The organism is Knoellia koreensis (assembly GCF_013041615.1).
Classification (GTDB): domain Bacteria; phylum Actinomycetota; class Actinomycetes; order Actinomycetales; family Dermatophilaceae; genus Pedococcus; species Pedococcus koreensis.
In genome coordinates this window covers 636,109-660,278 of record NZ_JABEPQ010000001.1, presented here as the reverse complement: position 1 = coordinate 660,278, position 24,170 = coordinate 636,109, and the positions used below count along the sequence as shown (strand labels likewise).

The following is a 24,170-nucleotide window of genomic DNA, read 5'->3' as shown; positions in this document are numbered from 1 at the left end:
CGCCGTGACCGAGGTGGCTGCCGAGGTGCCCGAGGAGTCCGCACCCACGATCACGCCGGGAGGCGTCATCACCCGGCGCGGTTCGTCGACCCCGTTCGAGGTGCACCTCGACGTGTTCTCGGGGCCGTTCGAGTTGCTGCTCGGCCTCATCAGCAAGCACAAGCTCGACATCACCGAGATCGCCCTGGCCAAGGTGACCGACGAGTTCATCGCCCACATCAAGGCCGCGCAGGCGGCAGACACCGACTGGGACCTCTCCCAGGCCTCGGAGTTCCTGCTCATCGCCGCCACCCTGCTCGACCTCAAGGCGTCCCGACTGCTGCCGCAGACCGGGCCGCAGGACGAGGAGGACCTCGCCCTCATCGAGGCGCGCGACCTGCTGTTCGCCCGGCTGCTGCAGTACCGCGCGTTCAAGGACATCGCGTTCAACTTCGGTGAGCGGATGACCACGATCGGGCGGATGACCGCGCGGCAGGCCGGGATCGAGCCGCAGTTCGCCAAGCTGCTGCCCGAGCTGGTCATGGGCATCACGCCCGAGCAGCTGGCGATGATCGCGGCCAAGGCGATGACGCCGAAGGTGCCGCCGTCGGTCGGTCTGGACCACCTGCACGCCCCGCAGGTCAGCGTCCGCGAGCAGGCCGGCATCATCGGGCAGCGGCTGCGGCGGGAGCGGGTCACGTCGTTCCGCTCGCTCGTGGCCGACGCCGACAACACGCTCGTGATCGTCGCGCGGTTCCTCGCACTGCTCGAGCTGTTCCGCGAGGCGGCGATCGCCTTCGAGCAGGCCGAGGCGCTCGGTGAGCTGACCGTGCGCTGGACCGGCACGGACGACGGCGACATCGAGGTCAGCGACGAGTTCGACGAGGGCGACGCCAGCGACACACAGGAGAACACCGACGATGAGTGAGCCCCAGGCGCAGGTCGAGGAGACCGCCCCCGACGAGGTGGTGCCGGAGGAACAGATCGCCTTCGACGTGGGCGAGTTCCCCGGTGGTGCGCGTTCGGCCATCGAGGCGGTGCTCATGGTCGTCGACGAGCCGGTCACCGACGTGGCCCTGGCGTCGGCGCTCGAGCTGCCGGTCGAGGACGTGCGGGGTCACCTGGCCGAGCTGGAGGAGGAGTATGCCGCGCAGCAGCGCGGCTTCACCCTGCGCCAGGTCGCGGGTGGCTGGCGCGTGTACAGCCGCAGCGACTACGCGCCGGTGGTGGAGAAGTTCCTCCTCGACGGCCAGCAGGCCAAGCTCACCCAGGCGTCGCTGGAGACGCTCGCCGTCATCGCCTACCGCCAGCCGATCTCGCGGTCGCGGGTCAGCGCTGTGCGCGGCGTCAACGTCGACGGCGTGGTGCGCACCCTGCTCACCCGTGGGCTGATCGAGGAGCTGGGCGCCGAGGGTGAGGGCGGCGCGGTCCTCTACGGCACCACCGACTACTTCCTCCAGCGCCTCGGGCTCCAGTCGCTGGACGAGCTGCCGGCCCTGGCGCCATACCTGCCCGAGGTCGACGTGCTCGACGAGATCGCAGAACAGGGACGCGGATGACACCCCCGAAGAACCGCGGCAACGGCCAGCCCCGCCGCCCGGCCCGGCCCACGGCAGCCCGCTCGGGCAAGCCGGCCCGGCCCCAGCGCGGCGGCTCCGGCACGACCAAGCGCAGCCAGCCCACCCGCACGCCGCGAGAGGCACCCAAGCCGGACATCGACGTGCACGACCCCGACGGCATACGCCTCCAGAAGCTGCTCGCCGCAGCGGGAGTCGGGTCGCGGCGCGTGTGCGAGAACCTCATCGCCGACGGCCGGGTCGAGGTCGACGGGCAGGTCGTGACCGAGCTGGGGGTGCGCATCCGCCCCGACCAGGTCGTCCACGTCGACGGCGTCCGGGTGCAGCTGGACGAGTCGCGCCTCTACTTCGCGTTCAACAAGCCGCTCGGGGTCGTCACGACGATGAGCGACGAGCTGGGCCGCATCAACATCGGCGACTACGTCGGCAACCGAGAGCAGCGGCTGTTCCACGTCGGCCGGCTCGACGCCGACACCGAGGGCCTGCTGCTGCTCACCAACGACGGCGACCTCGCCCACCGGCTCCAGCACCCGCAGTACGGCGTCCTCAAGACCTACCTCGCCCAGGTGCCCGGCCCGCTGCCGCGCGACCTCGGCAAGCGGCTGCGCGAGGGCGTGCAGCTCGAGGACGGTCCGGCGTCGGTCGACTCGTTCCGTGTCGTGGACTCCCAACCGGGCAAGGCGCTGGTCGAGGTGGTGCTCCACGAGGGGCGCAAGCACATCGTGCGCCGGCTGCTCGACGCCGTGGGGCACCCGGTGCTGTCGCTCGTCCGCACCCAGGTCGGGCCGATCCGGCTCGGCGACACCAAGCCCGGCAAGATGCGCAAGCTCACGTCCAAGGAGGTCGGCGAGCTCTACTCGTCCGCGGGCCTGTGAGGTCGCTCGATAGCCTTCGGGCGTGACCACCCGCGTACGCATCGTCGGCACCGGCCTCATCGGCACGAGCCTGGGCATCGCCCTGAGCCGGGCCGGGTATGCCGTGTCGCTGAGTGACCCGTCGCCGACCGCCGTCGCGTTGGCACGTGACCTCGGTGCGGGTTCCGTTGCGGCGCAAGGTGACCCAGACGCTGGCGAGCCCGATGTCGTGGTCGTCGCCGCACCGCCCGACGTGGCGGGGGGCGTCGTCGCCGACGAGCTGGCCGCGTGGCCGCGCGCGGTCGTGACCGATGTCGCGTCGGTCAAGGTCGCGGTGCTCGAGGACGTCCGGTCCCGTGGCGCAGACCTGAGCCGGTATGCCGGCTCGCACCCGATGGCCGGTCGCGAGCGTTCCGGCGCGGTCGCCGCGCGTGGTGACCTGTTCGACGGCCGGGCGTGGGTCGTCGTGCCGCACGAGGACTCCTCGCCCGAGGCCGTCGCGGTCGTCCAGGAGCTCGCACGAGCCGCCGGGGGCACGGTGTCGACGATGAGCCCGGCCGAGCACGACGCCGCCGTCGCGGTGGTCTCGCACGTTCCGCAGCTCGCGTCCTCCCTCGTCGCCAGCCGCCTTCGCGACCTCACCGACCCCGCAGTTTCGTTGTCGGGACAGGGAATTCGTGATGTCACGCGGATCGCGGCCAGTGACCCGCAGCTGTGGACCCAGATCTTGGCCGGCAACGCACCGGCGGTGCGCACCGTCCTGGCCGAGATGCGTGACGAGCTCGCGGAGGTGATCGCTGCCCTCGACACGCTCGCCGACGGTGACGGCATCGGTGCCCGCGAGGTCCTCGCCCGCATCGTGTCCCACGGCAACGCCGGCCATGCGCGGATCCCGGGCAAGCACGGTGCCGCGCCCACGGCATACACCGTCGTCACGGTCCTGGTCCCCGACGAACCGGGCGAGCTCGCCCGGCTGCTCCACGACGTCGGCGACGCCGGCGTCAACCTCGAGGACCTGCACCTCGAGCACGGCCTCGGCCAGCCGTTCGGGCTCGCCGAGGTCTCCGTGCTCCCGTCCGTCGCCGAGCGGCTGGGGGAGGAGCTGCAGGCCCGGGGTTGGAGACTGCACGGGTGAGAAGCGTTGCAGCGCGGGTGTTCTGGGCCCTCGTGGTGGTCTATGCGGTCCTGGTCGTCGGCACGTTCCTGGCGATGCCGACGCGCGTGCCGCAGCACTGGAGCGGTTCTGGCGTCGCCGACCGCTGGGGCAGTCGCTGGGAGTCGCTCGCGATGCTCGTCCTGCTGGGGGTCCTGATGGTGGCCATCTTCGGGTTCCTCGCGGGCCGGTTGTCGCTCACGTCCCCGTGGGTGAACCTGCCGCACAAGGACTACTGGACGACGCCGGAACGGCTGCCGCAGGCGCGGGCGATGCTGCGGCGCGACCTCTACGTCCTCGGAGCCATCGTCTTCGTGCTCCTCTGCTCGATCCCGCCGACGATGCTGGTGGCCAGCAGGGCGGCCGACTCCCGGCTGCCTGCGTGGTCGGTCGTCGTCATGCTCGCCAGCCTGGTGGCGGTGGTGGGGTATGCCGCGTGGATGGTGCTGGGGCGGTGGCGTCCCCCGGCGGGCGTGGGTCACCGTTAGGCTGCTCCGCCATGAGTTCAGAGCACCTGGTGATCGCCGTCGACGGCCCCTCCGGCTCGGGGAAGTCCAGCGTCTCCCGGGCAGCCGCCCATGCGCTCGGCGTCGGCTACCTCGACACGGGCGCGATGTACCGCGCCGTGACCTGGTGGTGCCTGGAGGAGGGGGTCGACCTCGAGGACCGCGACGCGGTGGCGCAGGCTGCGCGTGACATCCCGTTGGAGATGGGCACGGACCCGAGCACCCCGAGCGTGCGGGTGAGCGGTCGCGAGATCGAGGAGGACATCCGCACCACCCGCGTCTCCGAGGTGGTGTCGAAGGTCGCGACGAACACTTCCGTCCGGCCGGTGCTCCAGCAGCTGCAACGGGACCTCATCGCCGAGATCGCCGGGCGCACGGGGGGCGTCGTCGCCGAGGGCCGCGACATCACGACGGTCGTCGCACCCGACGCGGACGTGCGGGTGCTGCTCACGGCGAGTGTCGAGGCGCGGCTGCGGCGCCGCTCCAAGGAGCTGCACGGCGCCGACCACGACGACGCGGTGGAAGCCACCCGCGACCAGATCGTGCGGCGTGACGCCGACGACTCGACGGTGTCGGAGTTCACCGAGGCCGCGGAGGGCGTGACCCTGGTCGACACCTCCGACCTCGACTTCGAGCAGAGCGTCCAGGCGTTGCTCGACGTGGTGCGGCGAGTCGCGCCGGACAAGGTCCCCGCGTGAGCGATGTCGCTGCGCCCACGCCGGCGTGGCGGGCACGGATCAACATGGTCGTGGGCTGGCCGCTGTTCCACGCGCTCTACCGGGTGGCGGTGATCGGGCGGGACCGCGTGCCGCGCACCGGGCCGGTGGTGTTCGTGGCCAACCACGTCGGGTTCCTCGACGGACCCATGCTGCCCGGGCTCGCGCCGCGACCCACCGCCGTGCTCATCAAGCGGGAGATGTTCAAGGGGCTGCTCGGCCGGTTCCTGACCTTCATCGGCCACATCCCGGTGACCCGCGGCGCCGGTGACCGCGCGGCCCTCATGGCGGCCGTCTCGGTGCTGCAGGCCGGGGGAGCCGTCGGCATCTTCCCCGAGGGCACGCGCGGGCGCGGCGACGTCGCAGCCGTCCAGCAGGGGGCCGCCTGGCTCGCCCAGCAGGGTGGGGCGCGGGTCGTGCCGGTCGCCTTCCTCGGCACGCGGGCGACCGGGGCCAGCAAGGGCTCGCTGCCTCGGCTGCGCAGCCGCATGGTCGTGGAGTTCGGCGCGCCGCTCGACCTGGTGGCCGCTCCCGGGGCCAGCGGTCGGGAACGGCTGGCTGCAGCCACCGAGCAGGTCCGGGTCGCGCTGGCCGAGCACGTGCGGGAATCGCAGCAACGGCACCAGGTGTTTCTCCCCGAGGACGACGGCTGAGTGCCGAGCCGGTCGGTCGCACCCGCCACAGTGCGCGACAATGTGTGCCGGCCACGCGGCATACCTGCAAGTCGTGGTCGGCACCACCCACTCACACCAAACGTTTCGAGGCCCCCGTGACCGAGCACCAGACCGACGACTCCGCGGTCGAGCGCGCCCTGCGCGCCGGCCTGGAGGACTTCGACCTCAGCGACGAGGACCGTGCGCTCCTCGAGGAGGCGGCGGAGGGGAAGGGGCCGGGCTTCGAGGACGGGCCGCGACCGGTCGTCGCCGTCATCGGCCGCCCCAACGTCGGCAAGTCCACCCTCGTCAACCGCATCCTGGGTCGGCGCGAGGCTGTCGTCGAGGACGTGCCCGGCGTGACCCGCGACCGGGTGGCGTACGACGCCGAGTGGTCGGGCCGCGAGTTCACCCTCGTCGACACCGGCGGCTGGGAGGTCGACGCCACCGGTATCCACCTGCGCGTCGCCGAGCAGGCCGAGATCGCGGTCGAGCTGGCCGATGTCGTGATGTTCGTGGTCGACGCCACCGTCGGCGCAACCGACGACGACGAGGCCGTGGTCAAGCTGCTGCGCAAGTCGGGCAAACCCGTCGTGCTCGTCGCCAACAAGGTCGACGACGAGCGCACGGAGGCCGACGCTGCGTCGCTGTGGAACCTCGGGCTGGGCCAGCCGTGGCCGGTCTCCGCGCTGCACGGCCGGGGGAGCGGTGACGCCCTCGACGCGCTGCTCGAGGTGCTGCCGGACGTGTCGTCGGTGGGCGGCGCCTACCAGCGCGGGGGGCCGCGCCGGGTGGCGCTGATCGGGCGCCCCAACGTCGGCAAGTCCTCGCTGCTCAACAAGCTGGCCGGCTCGGAGCGGGTCGTCGTCGACAACGTCGCCGGCACCACGCGTGACCCGGTGGACGAGTACATCGAGCTCGGCGGCAAGACCTGGCGGTTCGTCGACACGGCCGGCATCCGGCGGCGGGTGCACCAGACGCGCGGTGCCGACTTCTACGCATCGCTGCGCACCCAGACCGCGCTGGAGAAGGCCGAGGTCGCGGTCGTGCTCATCGACGCCGGCGAGTCGATCGCCGAGCAGGACATCCGCGTCGTGCAGCAGGTCATCGACTCCGGCCGCGCCCTCGTCATCGCCTACAACAAGTGGGACACCCTCGACGAGGAGCGTCGCTACTACCTCGAGCGCGAGATCGAGCGCGAGCTCGTGCAGGTGCCATGGGCGCCGCGGGTCAACATCTCCGCCAAGACCGGTCGGGCCGTCGACAAGCTCGTCCCCGCGTTGGAGAAGTCGCTCGACTCGTGGGACCAGCGCATCCCGACCGGGCGGCTCAACGCCTTCCTCGGCGAGATCGTGGCCGCCCACCCGCACCCGGTGCGCGGTGGCAAGCAGCCCCGGATCCTCTTTGCCACGCAGGCCTCGACGCGGCCGCCGCGGTTCGTGGTGTTCGCGTCGGGGTTCATCGAGGCCGGCTACCGGCGCTTCCTCGAGCGCAAGCTGCGCGAGGAGTTCGGCTTCGAGGGCACGCCCATCGAGGTGTCGGTCCGCGTGCGCGAGAAGCGCCGCCGCAAGTGAGTCGGCGCACGGCATACCGATTTCAAGCGTGGGTATGCCGTGCGCTAATGTTTCGTTCGCTCCGCCGGGCCCTCGGGTTGGTGGGGAAAGCCACGGGCTGTGGCGCAGCTTGGTAGCGCACTTGACTGGGGGTCAAGGGGTCGCAGGTTCAAATCCTGTCAGCCCGACTCGACGAAGGGCCGGAAACCGCGAAGCGGTTCCGGCCTTCGTCGTTGTCGGGCGTTGCGCGAGGCTGGCGGCCAGGAGGCAAGCAGCTCAGACCCAGCGGCCGCGGCGTCCGTCCTTCAGGTCCCCGAGCATGGGTTGGTGTGGGCCGAAGAGGGGACTGGGCAGCTCATCCAGGTCGAACCAATCGAGCTGCACCGTTTCCGAACCGTCAACCGACAGGCTGCCACCCACCTGGGTGGCGATGAGCATCACGACGACGGACTGGACGACATCGCCGTTGGCGTAGGTGTGCAGCGGCCCGGTGTAGACACCGAGCAGCTCCTGCGGGCGAACGTCGAGGCCGGTCTCCTCTCGCGTCTCGCGAACCGCCGTCTGTTCAAGGGTTTCGCCCAGCTCCATCGCACCCCCGGGCAGCCCCCAGGTCTGTTCAGCATCGCCCCGGCGCTGCAGCAGGACGCGGCCGGAGTCGTCCATCACCGCACAGCCGGCGCAGGCCATGATCACTGGTGCGTGGCCGACGTGCCGGCGCAATCCCTCGATGTAGCCGATTTCGCGACTGACCATTCGGCGAATGCTAGGGGTGGCCCGATGAGTTTGGGACGGTGGCCGGGTCAGTGTGGTGTCCGACATCGATGGAGGTTTCTGCATGCGGCTCCTGCTCACGTCCGGCGGCGTCACCAACGACAGCATCCGGGCAGCCTTGGCTGACCTGCTGGGAAAGCCGATCGAGGAGTCGAGCGCACTGCTCGTCCCGACTGCCCAGTGGGGTCACCCCATGTGCGGGCCAACGTCGGTGCGCGGCTTCGTCACCGGGCTTCCGCCGTGGGGTGGCATGGCCACGCTGGGGTGGAAGTCCCTTGGCACACTGGAGCTGAGTGCGCTGCCGACCATCGGACGCGACCGGTGGGAGCCTTGGGTCAGGGAGACCGACGTACTGCTCGTCGATGGCGGCGACGCCACCTACCTGGCCCACTGGGTGCGCGAGTCTGGGCTGGTCGACGTGTTCCCGTCCCTGCCCGACACCGTCTGGGTGGGTGTCAGCGCCGGCAGCATGGTGATGACGCCGCGGATCGGGGACGCGTTCGTGGAATGGCCGGACGCACCCGACGACCGCACCCTCGGTCTGGTCGAGTTCTCGATCTTCCCGCACCTCGACGTCTTTCCCACCAACACGATGGAGGAAGCAGAGAAGTGGGCTGCCACCATCGACGGCCCGTGCTACGCCATGGACGACCAGACCGCCATCAAGGTCACCGACGCCGGTGCCGAGGTGGTCTCCGAAGGACGATGGCACCGCCTCGACGCTCGAGCCTGACAACAGGCCGAACGCGGACTCGCTGGCTACCGTGAACGGCATGTGGAAGCGCAGCTGGCTGATCCCCGTGCTGACCGGCGCCGCGGTCCTGGTCACCGGCGTCGCCATCGCGCTGCAGGCCGACGCTCAGGGCGGATGGTTCGCCTACTCGTCCGACAAGCGGATGTCCGGTTCGGTCGTGCGCTTCGTCACCGACCGCGAGCTCGCGGGCTGGGTCATCGCGGTGCTCGGACTGGTGGTGGTCGCCGCCGCGGTCGGCTACCACGCGGGCCTGCGCCGCTCAGGCGGGGCGGCCGGTGGCGAACCAGGCCTTGGCCGTGATGGTGAAGGGCGCGTCGGGTAGCGCTTCACGGCAGGCAGCCTCGAGCCGGCGACGTCCGGCGTCGTCGAGCGATTCGACATAGGCGCCACAGGGGCCGACACCGAGCGTGTACGGCTCCCACCACTCCTCGAAGGTCTCGAACCGCGAGCTCACCTCGAGCGAGCTCTCGGCCACATCCTGCAGGCCGGCGTCCCGGAACACCCGGCCGAGCTCGCCGCGGTTCGTGCCGACCTGACCGCGCTCACCGGTTACCTCCGAGTCGAGCTGATGCACGACCTTCCAGAACGGCGACAGCGGCCCTGTCCCACCACCGTGGTCCCAGACGCAGGCCGCGACGACACCGCCGGGGCGAACCACCCGTCCCATCTCGCGCACACCTTGCACCGGGTCGGTCATGAACTGCACCACCAGCTCGGCCACCGCCAGGTCGAAGGTGTCGTCGTCGAAGCGCAGCTCCTCCGCGCCACCCTCCTGCACGTCGACCCCGGGGAACCGTTCCCTGACCGCCGCTACGAACGGCGGCGACGGGTCCACTGCCGCAACGTGATCCGGCCCGAGCCGTTCGACCAGCACCGCGGTCATCGCCCCGGGTCCGCAGCCGACGTCGATCACCCGCTGCCCACGTGACACTCCCACCGCGTCGGCGAGCACCACGGCGAGCTGCTCGGAGAACCGCCCCATGAACCGGTCGTACGACTCCGCCGCCACCACGAATCCCATGACTCGCAGAGTCCGCCTCCGCAGGCGCCCCGTCAACCACGCGGCATGCCCTGCGAGCCGCGGTGTACACCCTGTCGGTCAGCCCCTGACCGCGGCGATGCCGGTGGCGATCCGGTCGACCGCCTCGCCCAGGATGTCCGGTGACGTGCCGAAGTTGAGCCGTGCGTGCCCCGGCCCGCCGAACCCGAACGCCGGTCCCGAGTGCAGCGCGACCCGACCGTGCTCCAGCAGCACCGCCGCAGGGTCGTCGCCCAGCTCGGGGATGCCCGTGAAGTCGAGCCACGCGAGGAAGGTCGCCTCCGGCGGCCGGTACGCCACGTCCGGAAGACGTTGTGCCACAATGGTTTCCAGCAGCCGACGGTTCTCGTCCAGTCCCACCAGCAGGGCGTCGAGCCACTCGCCGCCCTCCCGGTATGCCGCCGACTGGGCAATGACGCCAAGGTGGCTGGCGCCGTGCGTGACCTCCTCGGGCACCTGACGCAGGTCCGCCACCGCCTCGGGTCCGGCGACCGCGATGGCTGCCTTCAGTCCGGCCAGGTTGAACGCCTTCGACGCCGACAGCACGCTCACCACACGCGAGCCGGCGCCGAGCGCGACCGCCGGAGTGAAGGTCGCCCCGGCAGGCACGAGCGGCGCGTGGATCTCGTCGACGACGACCCGGACGGCATACCTCTCCGCCAGCTCGAACGCGGCGGTGAGCTCGGCCGCGGTGTGCACCGTCCCCGTCGGGTTCTGGGGGGAGCACAGCAGGTATGCCGCCCGCTCACCGTCCGCGGTCGCCGCACCGAACGCCCGCTCCAAGTTGGCCGGGTCCAGCCGTCCATCAGGACCCAGCGGCGCCTCGACCACCCGGCGGCCCATGCTCGTCACGAACTGGAAGTACGGCGGGTAGACGGGGGAGTTGACCACGACCGGCCCACCCGGGTCGGTGAACAGCCGCAGCACCTCCACCACGCCCAGCATCACGTCGGGCACCAGGGACATCGCGGCGGGGGAGGGCGACCAGTCCCACCGCTCCTTGGCGAACGACGCCAGCGCCTCGAAGAAGTCCGGCGCCCACGGGTAACCGGTGTCTCCGGCCTCGACCGCGTCCCGCACCGCCCGCTGGACCGCCGGGGCGGGCACGACATCCATCTCGGCGACCCACAGGGGCAGCACGTCCGGGTCGTAGGCCCGCCACTTGACGCTGCGCCGTTCCCGCAACCGTTCCAGCCCAGGACCGAGGAGGGGGTTGTCCATGGCAGCGACCCTACGGGCGCGGCCTGCCGATCCGCGCCCGGGTCGGGCCGTTAGGCTGCTGACGTGGTGGAACGCGCGGACCGGGCTGTCAGCGACCGCGGACCGACGACGGATCGCATCCTCACCATCCCCAACGTCCTGTCGTTCCTGCGGCTCGTGGGTGTGCCCGTCTTCCTCTGGGCGATCCTCACCGAGCACGACGTCATCGCGCTGCTGACGCTGATGGCCTCGGGCGTCAGCGACTACCTCGACGGCAAGATCGCGCGCCGGTTCGGCCTGGTGTCGCGGGTGGGGGAGCTGCTCGACCCGCTCGCCGACCGGCTCTACATCGCCACCACGCTCTTCGGCCTGGCCTGGCGCGAGATCATCCCGTGGTGGCTCGTGGCCCTGCTGGTCGGGCGCGAGCTGCTGCTGGCGGTGGTCCTCGCGGTCATCCGGCGCTACGGCCAGGTCGGGCTCCCGGTCCACTTCGTCGGCAAGGCCGCCACCTTCAACCTGCTCTACGCCTTCCCGCTGCTGCTGCTCGGCGACGGCACGAGCTCGTTCGCGCAGTGGGCCCAGCCGATCGGGTGGGCCTTCGCGTGGTGGGGCACCGTCCTCTACTGGGTCGCCGGCGTGATGTACATCGTCCAGGCCCGCCAGGTCGTGGCCGCCCACCGTGCGGCGCCGGTGAGGGGCTGACGTCGTGCCCACCTCGCACCGCTCCGCCCCGACCCCCTCGACCCGCCCGGGTCGCCGGGTCGACGAGTCGATGACGCTCCTCACCTCGATGATGGAGCGCCCCTTGGACCCCGGGTATGCCGCCGCGGCGCAGCGTCGCGAGGCCGCCGGCCTCCCCGCGAGCACGGGCGTGCGCACCCCCGTCGTGGTGGCCGCGATGCTGGTGGTCGGACTCCTGCTGACCCTGGGTGCGGTGCAGCTGCGGGCGCCGTCGAAGAACGTCGCCCAGGCGCGCACCGACCTGGTCACGCGGATCGAGTCACGCCGGGCGGCCGCGGACAAGCAGGAGGCGAACCTGCGGGCCCTGCAGACCCAGGTCACCCAGCTCCAGGCGGCAGCACTCGGCTCGGGCACGTCCGACCTGAAGGACAAGCTGTCGACGCTCGACCTCGCGGCCGGGGGCACGGAGGTGACCGGACCCGGCATACGACTCACCCTCGACGACGCCGACGGCGGCGACAACAGCGCCGACGGGAACCCGCGCACCAACCCCACCCAGGACGACGGCAAGGTCGTGGCCAAGGACGTCCAGGTCATCGTCAACGGGCTCTGGGAGGCCGGCGCGGAGGCGATCGCGATCAACGGGCAACGGCTGACATCGCGCTCGGCCATCCGGTTCGCGGGCGAGGCCATCCTCGTGAACTACCGGCCGCTGACCCGGCCGTACACGATCAGCGCGATCGGTGACAGCACCAACCTGGAGGCGGAGTTCGCCGGCACCAGCGCCGGTGCCTACGCGCGAGCCCTGAAGGACAACTACGGCGTCCGTGTTTCCATGGAGACCGCCAAGGACCTCAAGCTGCCCGCCGCGACGTCCCTGACGCTCACCAACGCGACGGTACCCAGCAACCGCACCCCGACCACCCCGGAGACACCGTGATACCCCTCATCGGCCTCATCGGCGGCGTCGTGATCGGCCTCGTGTGGGGCCCCGACGTCCCGGTGGCCCTGCAGCCGTACCTGCCGATCGCCGTGATCGCCGCGCTCGACGCGGTGTTCGGGGCGGTGCGGGCCGTGCTCGACGGCATCTTCAACGACAAGGTGTTCGTCGTGTCGTTCCTCGCCAACGTGGTGGTGGCGGCGTTCATCGTGTTCCTCGGCGACCAGCTAGGCGTGGGGTCGCAGCTGTCGACCGGCGTCGTCGTCGTCCTCGGCGTGCGCATCTTCTCCAACGTCGCCTCCATCCGCCGCCACCTGTTCAAGGCCTGAGCCATGGCAGCCACGACGCCACCAGGACCCGGCCCGGACGAGCCACGTCCGGACGAGCCACGCCAGGACGAGCCACGCCAGAAGCAGCCCTCCGTCGAGGGCATCCCCGCCTGGCAGCGGCTGCTGCGCATGTCGCGCCCGCGGGCGACCCGGGCCAACGCGTTCGCGGCGCTGCTCGCGATCGGGCTGGGCTTCGCGATCGCCACCCAGGTGCAGCAGACCAACAACAGCGGCCTGGACCAGCTGCGCGAGGACGAGCTGGTGCGGATCCTCGACGACGTGAGCCAGGAGCAGGACCGCCTGACGACCGACACCCGCGCCCTGGAGATCACCCGCGACCGACTCCTGTCCGGCGCCGACACCAGCGCCGAGGCGCTCAAGGCCGCGCAGGAGCGGGCCGACACCCTCGGCATACTCACCGGCACGAGCCCGGCGAAGGGTCCCGGCATCGTCATCACCATCACCGACCCGGACAACAAGGTGACCGGCGCCCGGCTGCTGGACGCCCTGCAGGAGCTGCGCGACGCCGGTGCGGAAGCCGTGCAGATCAACGACGTCCGCGTCGTGGCCGACACCTGGTTCGACGACGTGGACGGCGGCATCGAGGTCTCCGGCCGGCGGATCAGCGCGCCGTACACGATCCGCGCCATCGGCGACAGCGCCACGATGGCCTCGGCGATGGACATCCCCGGCGGTGTCACCGAGTCCATCCGCCGCGACGGCGCGAACTCCACGACCAGGCAGTCGGAGACGGTCGAGATCACCGCGTTGCACAGCGTCGAAGAGGCTCGTTACGCTCGCCCCGTTCCGGCGCGGTCCAACTAGGGGCCGCGTCGACGCGACCCACTGACCGAGGAGCACGATGAGCGAGCTGGAGTACCCCGAGGACCTGCGCTACACCGCCGAGCACGAGTGGGTGCGCGAGGGCGACGACGGGGTGGTCCGCATCGGCATCACCTCCTTCGCCCAGGACTCGCTCGGCGACGTCGTCTACGTCAGCCTCCCCGCCGTCGGCGACACGGTCTCCTCCGGTGACTCCTGTGGCGAGGTCGAGTCCACCAAGTCGGTCAGTGACCTGTACGCCCCGCTCGACGGCGAGGTGACCGCGGTCAACTCCGCCCTCGAGTCCACGCCCGAGCTGGTCAACACCGACCCCTACGGCGAGGGCTGGATGTACGAGCTGCGCCCGGGCGACACCGGCTCCCTCGAGGGGCTCCTGGACGTCACGGCATACCGGGCCCAGCTCGGCTGAGCACGGCCGGCACGCACCCCGGGTAATCGCCTGCGCACTGTCGGAGGCGTCGCCTAGGGTGTGTGCTTTGCTAGACGTGGGCGACGAAGGCAGGACGAGGAGGCACGAGCCATGAGTGGCAACGAGAACCCGGCAGAGAACGCTGCGCAGCAGCCGGAGCAGGCGCCGCGCCAGCCCGAGCCGACGACGATGCGGCTGCCGGGCATCAACGACCTCGAGCAGGTCGACACCAGCGCCGAGCCCGACCTCGCCCTGAGCAAGGCCGACCAGGCCACCGTCGACGCCCTGCGCCCCGGCACCGCCCTGCTGGTGGTCCTGCGCGGTCCCAACACAGGGGCGCGGTTCCTGCTCGACGACGACGAGGTCAACTCCGGTCGTCACCCCGACAGCGACATCTTCCTCGACGACGTGACCGTCTCGCGCAAGCACGCGACGTTCCGCCGCGAGGGCGACACCTTCGTGGTCCGCGACGTCGGCTCGCTCAACGGCACCTACGTCAACCGTGAGCGGATCGACCAGGCGACGCTGCAGACCGGTGACGAGGTCCAGATCGGCAAGTTCCGGCTCGTCTTCTACGCCGGCAAGGCCTGACCCGCGCACGTGGCCGCACGCTCCAGCCGTTCGTCGATGACGATCGGCGCCGTTCTCGCCGCCGTGCAGGACGACTTCCCGGACGTCTCGATCTCCAAGATCCGCTTCCTCGAGGCCGAGGGCCTGCTGACCCCGGCCCGCACCGCGTCGGGCTACCGCACCTACTCGGCCGCCGACGTCGAACGCCTCCGCTACATCCTCAGCGCGCAGCGTGACCACTTCTGGCCGCTCAAGGTGATCCGTGAGGCCCTCGACGCGATGGACCGTGGCCTCACGCCCGCGCGCGCCGACGACGGGGGTATGCCGCGGCCGGCAGTCCCCGCGGTCGTTCCCGACCCGGACGTGCCCGAGGCTGCCGAGCTGGTGGCCGGGGACTCGTTGCGGCTCACCGCCCAGGAGCTGGCCGGTGCCAGCGGGCTGGACGAGCAGGTGCTGCGCGAGCTCGAGACGTTCGGCCTCGTGCGGGCCGACGACTCCGGCCACTACGACGAGTCCGCCCTGCGCGTCGCGACCGCCGCCGGTGCCCTCGCGGCATACGGCGTGGAACCGCGTCACCTGCGCCCGTTCCGCACGGCTGCCGACCGCGAGATCGGGCTCGTGCAGCAGGTCGTCTCACCACACCGCGGTCGTGCCCGGGGCGGCAAGGGCGCGGGTGGGGACGACCCGACCGTCGAGGTGCTGCGCCTGTGCATCGCGCTGCACACGGCCCTGGTCAAGGACGGCCTCGGACGAGCCTGATCCGCCTGCGCCATGGCCCCGGATGCGAGGTACCGTGGCGGGGTGAAGGTGCTTGATGTCCTCGGAGTGCGGGTCGAGATGCCGACCAACCACCCGATCGTGCTGTTGCGGGAGCGTGACGGCGACCGCTACCTGCCGATCTGGATCGGCGCCGCGGAGGCGACCGCGATCGCCTATGCCCAGCAGGGCATCGAGCCGCCGCGCCCGCTCACGCACGACCTGCTCAAGAACGTCATCGAGGGGCTGGGCCACCGGCTGACCGAGGTGCGCATCGTCGAGCTCAAGGACGGCGTCTTCCACGCCGCACTGGTCCTCGACGGCACCACCGAGATCTCGTCCCGGTCCTCCGACGCGATCGCGCTGGCGTTGCGTACCGGCACGACGATCGTCACCGGTGAGTCGCTGCTCGAGGAGGCCGGGGTGGCGATGTCGGGGGAGGAGGACCCCGAGGACGAGGTGGAGCGGTTCAAGGAGTTCCTCGACCACGTCTCCGCCGAGGACTTCGAGACCAAACCGGGCGAAAGCGGTCCCGAGGGCTGAGCTCGCCAGCACAAGATCCTTACCCTCAACTAAAGATTGACGGTTGGCGTCCGGGGCGCGACACGCCGAAGCCGTAAGGTCGAGTGGTTGTTGACCTGTGCTGATGCGCGCCCGTACCGTCGACGCAGACGTGTTAATGCTGATGGTGTAGTTACACCCGAGGATGCAATGGAGGTGAACGCGGTGACCCCGAGCAACGAGGCTCGCGACGGCCACACGAGCGTGCCGGTGGCGGCCCAGGGGCTGTTGTTCACGGACGACCTGCCCGAGCTGAGCGAGGACGCCGGCTACCGCGGTCCCACCGCGTGCAAGGCCGCCGGCATCACCTACCGCCAGCTCGACTACTGGGCCCGCACCGGTCTGGTCGAGCCGTCGGTCCGGGGCGCGACCGGCTCCGGCACCCAGCGCCTCTACGGGTTCCGCGACATCCTGGTCCTCAAGGTCGTCAAGCGGCTGCTCGACACCGGCGTCTCGCTCCAGCAGATCCGCACGGCGATCCAGCACCTGCGCGACCGCGGCGTCGAGGACCTCGCCCAGATCACGTTGATGAGCGACGGCGCCTCGGTCTACGAGTGCACCTCCGCCGACGAGGTCATCGACCTGGTCCAGGGCGGACAGGGTGTGTTCGGCATCGCCGTGGGCCGCGTCTGGCGTGAGGTCGAGGGCTCGCTGGCCGAGCTGCCCAGCGAGCGCGCCGACGACGAGGCACCGGCGGCCCACCCCGACGACGAGCTCAGCGCGAGGCGCGCCGCACGCCTGGCCTGACCACCCGGCATACCGGCTCATCCACGGTCCGCTTCCCGAAGGGGAGGCGGACCGTGTTGTATCCTGATCGCGCTGATCATCCCGTGCGGGAGAGCCCCCGCGTGACCGGTTCGACCGGGAGCGACGGGGCGCCGAAGGGGCAAACTCCCCGGAACCTCTCAGGCGCCAGGACTGCACGGGTCAGGCACCTCTGGAGCGGTCCGCCGTGACAGATGGGGAGGCGTTCGGAGCACTCGACTTCAGGAGCCTCATGTCCCCGCGCACCACTGCCGCACTGCCCGAGTTCGCCGGCCGTCACATCGGCCCCGGGGATGACGACGTCGCCGCGATGCTCGAGGTCGTCGGCCACGACTCGCTCGAGGCCCTGGTCGACCACGCCATCCCCGGCGCCATCCGGTCCGACGTGCCGCTGCGGGTCGACCCCGCCGTCTCGGAGAACGCCGTGGTCGGGGAGCTGCGCGGGCTGGCCGCCCGCAACCAGGTCTTCACCTCGATGATCGGGCTCGGCTACTACGGCACCATCACCCCGGCCGTGATCCAGCGCAACGTGCTCGAGAACCCTGCCTGGTACACCGCGTACACGCCGTACCAGCCGGAGATCTCCCAGGGCCGGCTCGAGGCCCTCCTCAACTTCCAGACCGTGGTGAGCGACCTGACCGGTCTCGACACCGCGGGCGCTTCTCTGCTCGACGAGGGCACGGCAGCGGCCGAGGCGATGACGCTGATGCGTCGCTCGAGCAAGGTGGCGCAGGAGGCCGTGCTGCTCGTCGACCGGCACGTGCTGCCGCAGACGATCGCCGTGATGCAGACGCGCGCGAACCCCCTGGGGCTCACGGTCGTGGTGGCCGACCTCGACGGCGTCGACTCGGCCGATGCCCTGCGTGCGGCTGCTGGTGACCGTGACGTCTTCGGCGTGCTGGTGCAGTACCCCGGCGCCGACGGCGAGCTGCGCGACTGGCGCGCGCTGGCCGCGGCCGCCCACGAGTCGGGCGCGCTGGTCACCGCCGCCGCCGACCTGCTGGCCCTCACCCTGGCGACCGCGCCGGGGGAGTGGGGCGCCGACATCGCGGTGGGCACCAGCCAGCGGTTCGGGGTGCCGATGGGCTTCGGCGGTCCGCACGCCGGCTACATGAGCGTGCGCAGCGGGCTCGAGCGGTCCCTGCCCGGGCGGCTCGTCGGCGTCAGCGTCGACACCGAGGGCGCACCCGCCTACCGCCTCGCGCTGCAGACCCGTGAGCAGCACATCCGTCGCGAGAAGGCCACGTCGAACATCTGCACCGCGCAGGTGCTGCTGGCCGTGATGGCCTCGATGTATGCCGTGTACCACGGCCCGCAGGGCCTGGCCGCCATCGCGACCAGGGTCCACGGGCACGCGCGCACCCTGGTCGAGGGCCTGCGGTCCGGCGGCGTCGAAATCACGACCCAGCACTACTTCGACACGGTGACGGTGTCGGTGCCCGGCCGCGCCGACGAGATCGTCGACCAGGCCGCCCAGCGCGGCGTCAACCTCTGGCGCGTCGACGCCGACCACGTGTCGATCAGTGTCGACGAGACCACGGACCTGCGCCACCTCGAGGCGGTCTGGGGGGCTTTCGGCGTCACCGGGCCGGCTGAGGTCACCGTCGCTGAGCCGCAGTGGCCGGCCGAGCTGACCCGCACGAGCGAGTACCTCACGCACCCCGTGTTCAGCAGCCACCACAGCGAGACGTCGATGCTGCGCTACCTGCGCCGGCTGTCCGACCGCGACTTCGCGCTCGACCGCGGGATGATCCCGCTGGGGTCGTGCACGATGAAGCTGAACGCGACCACCGAGATGGCCGCCGTCACCTGGCCCGAGTTCGCGCACCTGCACCCGTTTGCACCCGCCACCCAGAGCGAGGGCATCCGCAGCCTCATCGACGACCTGTCGGCGTGGCTGTGCGAGATCACGGGCTACGACGCGGTGTCGTTGCAGCCCAACGCCGGCTCGCAGGGCGAGTTCGCGGGCCTGCTCGCGATCCACGCCTACCACGAGGCGAACGGCCAGTCGCAGCGCCGCATCTGCCTCATCCCCGCGTCGGCCCACGGCACCAACGCCGCCAGCGCCGTCATGGCCGGGATGAAGGTCGTCGTCGTCAAGACCGCGCCCGGCGGTGACATCGACATGGACGACCTGCGCGCCAAGGTCGACCAGCACCGCGACGACCTGGCGGCGATCATGGTGACCTACCCGTCCACGCACGGCGTCTTCGAGGACACCATCACCGAGCTGTGTGGCCTCGTGCACGACGCCGGCGGCCAGGTCTACGTCGACGGCGCCAACCTCAACGCGCTCGTCGGCCTGGCCAAACCGGGCAAGTTCGGTGCCGACGTCTCGCACCTGAACCTGCACAAGACGTTCTGCATCCCGCACGGCGGTGGTGGCCCCGGTGTCGGTCCGGTCGCGGTGCGGTCCCACCTGGCTGCGCACCTGCCCAACCACCCGCTGGCCGCCGAGGCCGGTCCCGAGACGGGCGTCGGTCCGATCTCCGCAGCACCGTACGGCTCGGCGAGCATCCTGCCGATCTCGTGGGCGTACGCGCGCCTCATGGGCGGTGCGGGACTCACCCGCGCAACGCAGGTCGCGATCCTGGGCGCCAACTACATCGCCACGCGCCTCCGTGAGCACTACCCGGTCCTGTATGCCGGTCACGACGGCATCGTGGCCCACGAGTGCATCCTCGACCTGCGGGACCTCACCAAGCGCAGTGGCGTGACCGTCGACGACGTCGCCAAGCGGCTCATCGACTACGGCTTCCACGCCCCGACGATGTCGTTCCCGGTGGCCGGGACGCTGATGGTCGAGCCGACCGAGAGCGAGGACCGCTACGAGATCGACCGGTTCTGCGACGCGATGATCGCGATTCGTGGCGAGATCGCCGCGGTCGAGTCCGGTGAGGTGGCGCTGGCGGACAGCATGCTGCGCAACGCCCCGCACACCGCGAAGGCACTGGCCGGCAAGTGGGAGTACCCGTACGAGCGCTCCGACGCGGCCTTCCCGGTCGGGGTCGAGGCGGCGGACAAGTACTGGCCGCCGGTGGCGCGTATCGACGGCGCCTACGGGGACCGCAACCTCGTCTGCTCCTGCCCGCCGCCAGAGGCGTTCGAGGGCTGAGCGCGGGGCCGGCCGTTGGCGGCGGCTACGCGGCGGGGTCGTCGGCCACGCTGACGGTGCGAACCGTGGAGCCGTGCTCGGTCTTGGTCACCAGCACCTGGCTGGTGATGCGGTTGCGCAGCTCGGCGACGTGGCTGACCACGCCGACGGCGCGCCCGCCTTCACGCAGCCCGTCGAGCACGTCGAGCACCTGCTCGAGGCTCTCGTCGTCGAGGGTGCCGAACCCTTCGTCGACGAACAGGGTCTGCAGGTCGAAGCCGCCGGACTCCTCGCGAACCGCGTCGGCGAGCCCGAGCGCCAGGGCCAGTGACGCCATGAACGACTCACCACCGGACAGCGAGGTCGTGGACCGGGTCTGACCGGTCCACAGGTCGAGGACCTCCAGGCCCAGACCACTGCGCGCCCCCCGGGCGGCGAGCCCGTCGGTGTGCCGCAGCCGGTACCGCCCGTCGCCCATGGCGGAAAGGCGTTCGTTGGCCAGGTCGGCGACCTTCTCCAGCCGGGCCGCGAGGACGAACGCCGACAGCCGCATCCGCAGCTCGTTGTTGCCGCCCTGCCCGCTGATCGTGTCGGCCAGGTCGCGGAGCACGTCGTGACGGGCGGCCCGTTCGCCCAGCTGTCCGCAGAGGTCGACGATGCTGGTCCGGCCCCGGCGGATCGACGCCAGGCTCGCCCGCACGAGGGCATCGGTCGTGGTGGCCTGGCTCAGCGCCGATGCGGCCTCGCCGGCGGCCTGCTCGAGCGTCGCAAGGTCCGGCTCGGGCTGCTCCAGCGCCTCGGTCACCGCGTCCTCGGACAGTGTCGCGGTGGCGACGGCGCGGGCCCGGTCGTGGGCGGCGACGGCGTCCTTGAGCTGACGTGTGTCGTCGGGTGAAAGCTGACCTGCGCGGGCTTGCTCGATGTCGTCAAACCCGTTGTCCTCCAACGACTCACGCACGGCGGACTCGGCTGCGCCCATGTCGGTGGCGCACTTCTCGACGACGACGAGCGCCTCCCGGTGGGCGCTCAGGTCCCGCTTCGTTCCTTCGTGTCGGGTGCTGGCCGTCGTGACCTGGTCGGCGAGTGGCCGACCCTCATCGGGCTTGCCGAGCGGTCCGCACGGGCACAGCGTCGTGTGGTCGTCCAGCGCCGCCGAGACCGCGGCACGTTCGCGTGCGCCGTCCTGCTCGGCGCCCTCCGCAGCAGCCGACGCCACGGCGACCGTCTCCCGCAGCGAGGCAACCCTGGCCTCGTGTTGCTCGATGGCAGCGTCGAGCGAGGCAAGGTCTGCCCGCCGCGCAGAAAGGCTTTCCGCCGCCACCGTGAGGGCCTCGACCGCCCGGCGACGGGCCAGTAGCGCCGCCTGGAGGGACGCAGCGTCATCGTCGGTGTCGGCGAGCTCGTCGTCACGCTGGGCGATGGTGGCCTCGAGCCCCCGGATCACGGACAGCAGGTCGGTGGCCGCAGCCCGCGCCTGCTGCCAGGTGTCCTCGGCCTCGGCCACCTGCTCTGCCGTGACCGGCACGCCGTCGGAGGCCGGGTGCGGGTGCTCACTGGCACCACACACCGGACAGGGTGCGCCGTCCTCGAGCCGGGCGGCGAGCTCGCCGGCCATGCCGTCGAGCCGTGCCTCGCGCAGGTCGAGGTAGACCGCCCGCGCCTCCTGTTCGACCGACACGAGCTCGCCGTGCAGCTGCCGCTTGGTTGCGAGGGTGGCGGTGTCGCCGTCCTGGGCCGTGCGCAGGGCGTGCTTGCGCGCCAGCACCTCGACGGCCTGACGGGCGATGGGCAGGGCGGCCTCGGCCGCCGCAGCCTCGTCGACCTCGGTCACGACCTCGGTGCGCCGCTCCGTGGCGGTGTCCAGCTCATCCACCGCCCGGTCCAGCTGCTGCTGCGCCCGCTGCGCCGTGGTCACGGCGTCGCGCTGTGCGCCGAGGGCTCGGTCGAGGCGCGCGACGGCTCCGGCGGCATCGTGCAGGTGGGTCCCGGCGGCCTCGAGCCGGTCCAGCTGACCGGTGAGGTCGTCAGCCGTGAGGTCTGCGACTCCCAGCGATGCGGTGGCGGCCGACGCCGTCTCCAGGGTGGTCCGGGCGTGGGCCAGGGCTGCGGCGGCGCGGTCGAGCGCCTTGAGCTCGCCTGCCAGCGACGCTGCGCGCCCGGCGACCTCGAGCCGGTCGAGCGCGGCGGCATGCTCCTCGGCGGACGCATCGAGCTGGGCGAGCGAGGCCGCCGCCTGGCGCCCGCGCGCCTGGGTTGCGGCGAGGCCACGGGCAGCGGCCAGCGCGGCTGAGGCCGTCTCGGACCCGGCCTTGGCGTCGTCCAGCGCAGCCAAGGACTCAGCCGCGGCGCGCTCGAGGGCTGCGACGACCGTGTCGAGCCGTGACGGCACCTCTGCCGGAGTCAGCTCGACGAGGGAAGCGTCTTCGTCGTCGGTGCCGATCTCGTTGTCCACCAACGAAACTGGCGCGGCAGCGAGGTGTTCGGTGACCATCGTGAGGTGGGTCCGCAGCTCACGATGGGCCTCGTCGAGTGCGGCACTGGCCAGCTTGCGTTGCTCGACGAACCACTCCTCGATGCCGACGTACCCGGCGACGTCGAAGAGCCGCTCGAGCAGCCCCCGGCGCTCCTCCGGGGTGGCCCGCAGGAACGTCGCGAAGTCGCCCTGCGGAAGCAGCACGACCTTGGCGAACTGCGCCAGCCCCATGCCCAGCACGTCGTCGATGACCTCGGCGATCTCGTCGTGCCGGGTGCTCAGCGGCTCCCAGGTGCCGTCGCGCAGCTCCCACAGCTGGGCCTTGGCCGGCACCGACACCTCGCCCTTGCCGCGCGTCTTGGGGCGCCGGAACTCCGGCGACCGCTCCACCCGCAGCCGTCGGCCCGCGGCCGTCAGCTCGAGCGTCACGGACGGCACCACGCCGCGGTCGGCGTGGTCGCTGTGCAGCCCCTTCTTGGTCCGTGCGCCCGGGACGTCGGCGTAGAGCGCGAAGCAGATGGCGTCGAGCAGGCTGGTCTTGCCCGCACCGGTGGCCCCGCGGATGAGGAAGATCCCACCTTCGGCGACGGCGTCGAGGTCGACCTCAGCGGTGCCCGCGAAAGGCCCGAAGGCCGTGACCGTGAGCCGGTGGAGCCTCATGAGATGCCCCTCATGCCACGCCCTTCGAGGCACTGGTATGCCGCGTGGTTGCGTCGTCGGCGACGCGCCCCTCGTCGTCGCGGGAGCCGCGGTGGAGACGGACGGCCTCGACCGCTTCGGTGACGAGTGCACGCTCGTCCTGCGTCGCGGCATACCCGCCTCGCACGTGCCCGAGGAAGTCGCAGCAGACGTCGACCGGGTCGGCCGCGGAGGTGCGTTCGACGTAGGTGCGGACTGGCACGGCGGCGCCCTGGGGGTCGAACTGGAGCACGAGGGTGTGGGCGAACCGGCGGCGCAGCTGTTCCATCGCCCCGAGCGGGCGCACGGGGTCGGTGAGGGTGACCTGGCAGTAGGCGTTCTCGGCCCAGGTCAGGGTGGGGTCGAGCAGCAGGGCGTCGAGGTCGCCGCGCAGCACTGCGAGCTGGCGGTGGACCGGTGCCGGCACCTCCTCCACGGTGAGGCCGGAGCCGTCGAGGTCGACCAGCCACGAGGCCTTGGTGTGGCGGTGCTCGCTGAACGACATCGCCACGGGTGAGCCGCTGTAGCGCACCGAGTCCGAGACCTGCTGGCGACCGTGGAGGTGGCCCAGGGCGGCATACCCCACACCCTGGAAGACCGACGGGTGCACCGCGCTCACACCGCCGACGGAGATGTCGCGCTCGGACTCGCTCGTGGCGCCGCCGGTGACGAAGGCGTGGGCCATCACGACCGACGGCAGTCCGCGGGTGGCGACGTCGGCACGGACCCGGTCCATCGCGGCCGTGAGCACGCCGGCGTGGGTGGGGGTCGACGTCGCCAACGGACCTGCTGCGACCGACGGCTCGAGGTAGGGAAGGGGGTAGACGGCGACCCCGTCGACGACGACGGGCTGACCGATCGTGTCGACCGACGTGCGGATGTGGACGCCGGTGCGGGCAAGCAGCTCGCTGGCGAACCCGAGCCGGATCGCCGAGTCGTGGTTGCCGCTGGACAGGACCACCGTGGCCCCGGTGTCGACCAGGCGGGTCACCGTCTCGGACAGCAGCTGCACGGTGTCCGGCGCGGGCAAGGCGCGGTCGTAGACGTCGCCGGAGACCAGCACGGCGTCGACCTGCTCGGCCCGCACGACCTCGACGAGGTGGTCGAGGAACTCCGACTGCGCAGGCAGGAGTCCCACCTGGTGGAACGAGCGCCCCAGGTGCCAGTCGGAGGTGTGGAGGAACCGCACACCTGCAGGCTAGGAGCACGGACCGACAGGGCTCGTGAATTGCCTCGGCGTGGCCCGCTTCTCTCGCGTCGAGAGACTCCGCTGGCAAGTGGTGGCACGCGTGCCCGCCGTGTGGTTGGGTCGTGGC

25 protein-coding genes, 1 tRNA gene and 1 riboswitch are annotated in these 24,170 nt (G+C 71.5%); of the genes, 21 read left to right on the top strand and 5 right to left on the bottom strand.

The features are described from left to right. The first annotated feature begins 4 nt into the window (after positions 1–4). The 9 genes from HJG52_RS03295 (at position 5) to HJG52_RS03255 (ending at position 7,179) form a co-directional block, all read left to right on the top strand. Positions 5–907 carry a segregation/condensation protein A gene (locus tag HJG52_RS03295; RefSeq protein ID WP_171242107.1) on the top strand — a complete coding sequence of 301 codons (903 nt, stop codon included), beginning with the start codon at positions 5–7 and terminating at the stop codon, positions 905–907. After that, positions 900–1,538 carry an SMC-Scp complex subunit ScpB gene (scpB, locus tag HJG52_RS03290; RefSeq protein ID WP_171242106.1) on the top strand — a complete coding sequence of 213 codons (639 nt, stop codon included), beginning with the start codon at positions 900–902 and terminating at the stop codon, positions 1,536–1,538. The genes HJG52_RS03295 and scpB overlap by 8 nt, the downstream gene beginning before the upstream one ends. Further along, positions 1,535–2,431, top strand: coding sequence for a pseudouridine synthase (locus tag HJG52_RS03285; protein ID WP_171242105.1), 897 nt, complete (start codon positions 1,535–1,537; stop codon positions 2,429–2,431). Before scpB ends, HJG52_RS03285 begins: the two co-directional genes overlap by 4 nt. Positions 2,432–2,453: 22 nt before the next feature. Beyond that, positions 2,454–3,545, top strand: a complete 1,092-nt coding sequence (locus tag HJG52_RS03280; RefSeq protein WP_171242104.1) for a prephenate dehydrogenase — start codon at positions 2,454–2,456, stop codon at positions 3,543–3,545. Continuing rightward, a complete protein-coding gene (locus HJG52_RS03275; RefSeq protein ID WP_171242103.1) occupies positions 3,542–4,051 on the top strand; it encodes a DUF1648 domain-containing protein in 510 nt (169 codons plus the stop codon). Before HJG52_RS03280 ends, HJG52_RS03275 begins: the two co-directional genes overlap by 4 nt. An 11-nt stretch (positions 4,052–4,062) precedes the next feature. After that, entirely contained in the window at positions 4,063–4,767 is a 705-nt protein-coding gene (gene cmk, locus HJG52_RS03270) for a (d)CMP kinase (RefSeq protein WP_171242102.1), read from the top strand. Beyond that, a complete protein-coding gene (locus tag HJG52_RS03265) occupies positions 4,764–5,438 on the top strand; it encodes a 1-acyl-sn-glycerol-3-phosphate acyltransferase (RefSeq protein WP_171242101.1) in 675 nt (224 codons plus the stop codon). Before cmk ends, HJG52_RS03265 begins: the two co-directional genes overlap by 4 nt. A gap of 116 nt (positions 5,439–5,554) precedes the next feature. Beyond that, positions 5,555–7,012, top strand: coding sequence for a ribosome biogenesis GTPase Der (der, locus tag HJG52_RS03260; protein ID WP_171242100.1), 1,458 nt, complete (start codon positions 5,555–5,557; stop codon positions 7,010–7,012). 93 nt (positions 7,013–7,105) lie between these two features. Then, a tRNA-Pro gene (locus tag HJG52_RS03255) sits at positions 7,106–7,179 on the top strand. Positions 7,180–7,267: 88 nt separating this feature from the next. Here the strand turns inward: HJG52_RS03255 and HJG52_RS03250 are convergent. Further along, a complete protein-coding gene (locus tag HJG52_RS03250) occupies positions 7,268–7,744 on the bottom strand; it encodes an NUDIX hydrolase (protein WP_171242099.1) in 477 nt (158 codons plus the stop codon). Positions 7,745–7,826: 82 nt separating this feature from the next. Between HJG52_RS03250 and HJG52_RS03245 the strand changes: the two genes are divergently transcribed. Continuing rightward, positions 7,827–8,495, top strand: a complete 669-nt coding sequence (locus HJG52_RS03245; protein WP_171242098.1) for a Type 1 glutamine amidotransferase-like domain-containing protein — start codon at positions 7,827–7,829, stop codon at positions 8,493–8,495. 40 nt (positions 8,496–8,535) lie between these two features. Then, the gene (locus HJG52_RS03240) at positions 8,536–8,838 is read left to right on the top strand and encodes a hypothetical protein (protein ID WP_171242097.1); all 303 of its coding nucleotides are present in this window, start codon (positions 8,536–8,538) and stop codon (positions 8,836–8,838) included. On the opposite strand, the gene HJG52_RS03235 is transcribed toward HJG52_RS03240, so the two are convergent. Beyond that, on the bottom strand, positions 8,776–9,537 hold the full coding sequence (locus tag HJG52_RS03235) for a class I SAM-dependent methyltransferase (RefSeq protein ID WP_171242096.1): 762 nt from the start codon (positions 9,535–9,537) through the stop codon (positions 8,776–8,778). The two genes, HJG52_RS03240 and HJG52_RS03235, sit on opposite strands and share 63 nt — an antisense overlap. Before the next feature lie 78 nt (positions 9,538–9,615). After that, positions 9,616–10,776: a MalY/PatB family protein gene (locus HJG52_RS03230; protein ID WP_171242095.1), complete on the bottom strand. Its 1,161-nt coding sequence runs from the start codon at positions 10,774–10,776 to the stop codon at positions 9,616–9,618. A gap of 63 nt (positions 10,777–10,839) precedes the next feature. Between HJG52_RS03230 and clsA the strand changes: the two genes are divergently transcribed. From clsA to gcvP, 10 genes are all read left to right on the top strand, one after another. Further along, positions 10,840–11,457, top strand: a complete 618-nt coding sequence (gene clsA / locus HJG52_RS03225) for a cardiolipin synthase ClsA (RefSeq protein ID WP_346767541.1) — start codon at positions 10,840–10,842, stop codon at positions 11,455–11,457. Positions 11,458–11,461: 4 nt separating this feature from the next. Beyond that, on the top strand, positions 11,462–12,376 hold the full coding sequence (locus tag HJG52_RS03220) for a DUF881 domain-containing protein (protein WP_171242094.1): 915 nt from the start codon (positions 11,462–11,464) through the stop codon (positions 12,374–12,376). Further along, positions 12,373–12,705 carry a DUF1290 domain-containing protein gene (locus tag HJG52_RS03215; protein WP_171242093.1) on the top strand — a complete coding sequence of 111 codons (333 nt, stop codon included), beginning with the start codon at positions 12,373–12,375 and terminating at the stop codon, positions 12,703–12,705. The genes HJG52_RS03220 and HJG52_RS03215 overlap by 4 nt, the downstream gene beginning before the upstream one ends. A 3-nt stretch (positions 12,706–12,708) precedes the next feature. Further along, entirely contained in the window at positions 12,709–13,530 is an 822-nt protein-coding gene (locus HJG52_RS03210) for a DUF881 domain-containing protein (protein WP_171242092.1), read from the top strand. 37 nt (positions 13,531–13,567) lie between these two features. Next, a complete protein-coding gene (gene gcvH, locus HJG52_RS03205) occupies positions 13,568–13,957 on the top strand; it encodes a glycine cleavage system protein GcvH (protein ID WP_171242091.1) in 390 nt (129 codons plus the stop codon). Between the two features lie 111 nt (positions 13,958–14,068). After that, complete coding sequence (locus HJG52_RS03200; protein ID WP_430413321.1) at positions 14,069–14,548, top strand: FHA domain-containing protein; 480 nt, start codon at positions 14,069–14,071, stop codon at positions 14,546–14,548. Between the two features lie 36 nt (positions 14,549–14,584). Then, on the top strand, positions 14,585–15,286 hold the full coding sequence (gene ftsR, locus HJG52_RS03195; protein WP_171242090.1) for a transcriptional regulator FtsR: 702 nt from the start codon (positions 14,585–14,587) through the stop codon (positions 15,284–15,286). A gap of 42 nt (positions 15,287–15,328) precedes the next feature. Further along, positions 15,329–15,826, top strand: coding sequence for a bifunctional nuclease domain-containing protein (locus tag HJG52_RS03190; RefSeq protein WP_171242089.1), 498 nt, complete (start codon positions 15,329–15,331; stop codon positions 15,824–15,826). A 168-nt stretch (positions 15,827–15,994) separates the two neighbouring features. Then, positions 15,995–16,591, top strand: a complete 597-nt coding sequence (locus tag HJG52_RS03185; protein ID WP_171242088.1) for a MerR family transcriptional regulator — start codon at positions 15,995–15,997, stop codon at positions 16,589–16,591. A gap of 76 nt (positions 16,592–16,667) precedes the next feature. Further along, positions 16,668–16,775, top strand: a riboswitch (glycine riboswitch). A 66-nt stretch (positions 16,776–16,841) separates the two neighbouring features. Further along, a complete protein-coding gene (gene gcvP / locus HJG52_RS03180; protein ID WP_171242087.1) occupies positions 16,842–19,724 on the top strand; it encodes an aminomethyl-transferring glycine dehydrogenase in 2,883 nt (960 codons plus the stop codon). Positions 19,725–19,749: 25 nt separating this feature from the next. Here the strand turns inward: gcvP and HJG52_RS03175 are convergent, their stop codons facing one another. After that, complete coding sequence (locus tag HJG52_RS03175; protein ID WP_171242086.1) at positions 19,750–22,836, bottom strand: AAA family ATPase; 3,087 nt, start codon at positions 22,834–22,836, stop codon at positions 19,750–19,752. 10 nt (positions 22,837–22,846) lie between these two features. Then, complete coding sequence (locus HJG52_RS03170) at positions 22,847–24,043, bottom strand: exonuclease SbcCD subunit D C-terminal domain-containing protein (protein ID WP_171242085.1); 1,197 nt, start codon at positions 24,041–24,043, stop codon at positions 22,847–22,849. Positions 24,044–24,170 lie beyond the last annotated feature (127 nt).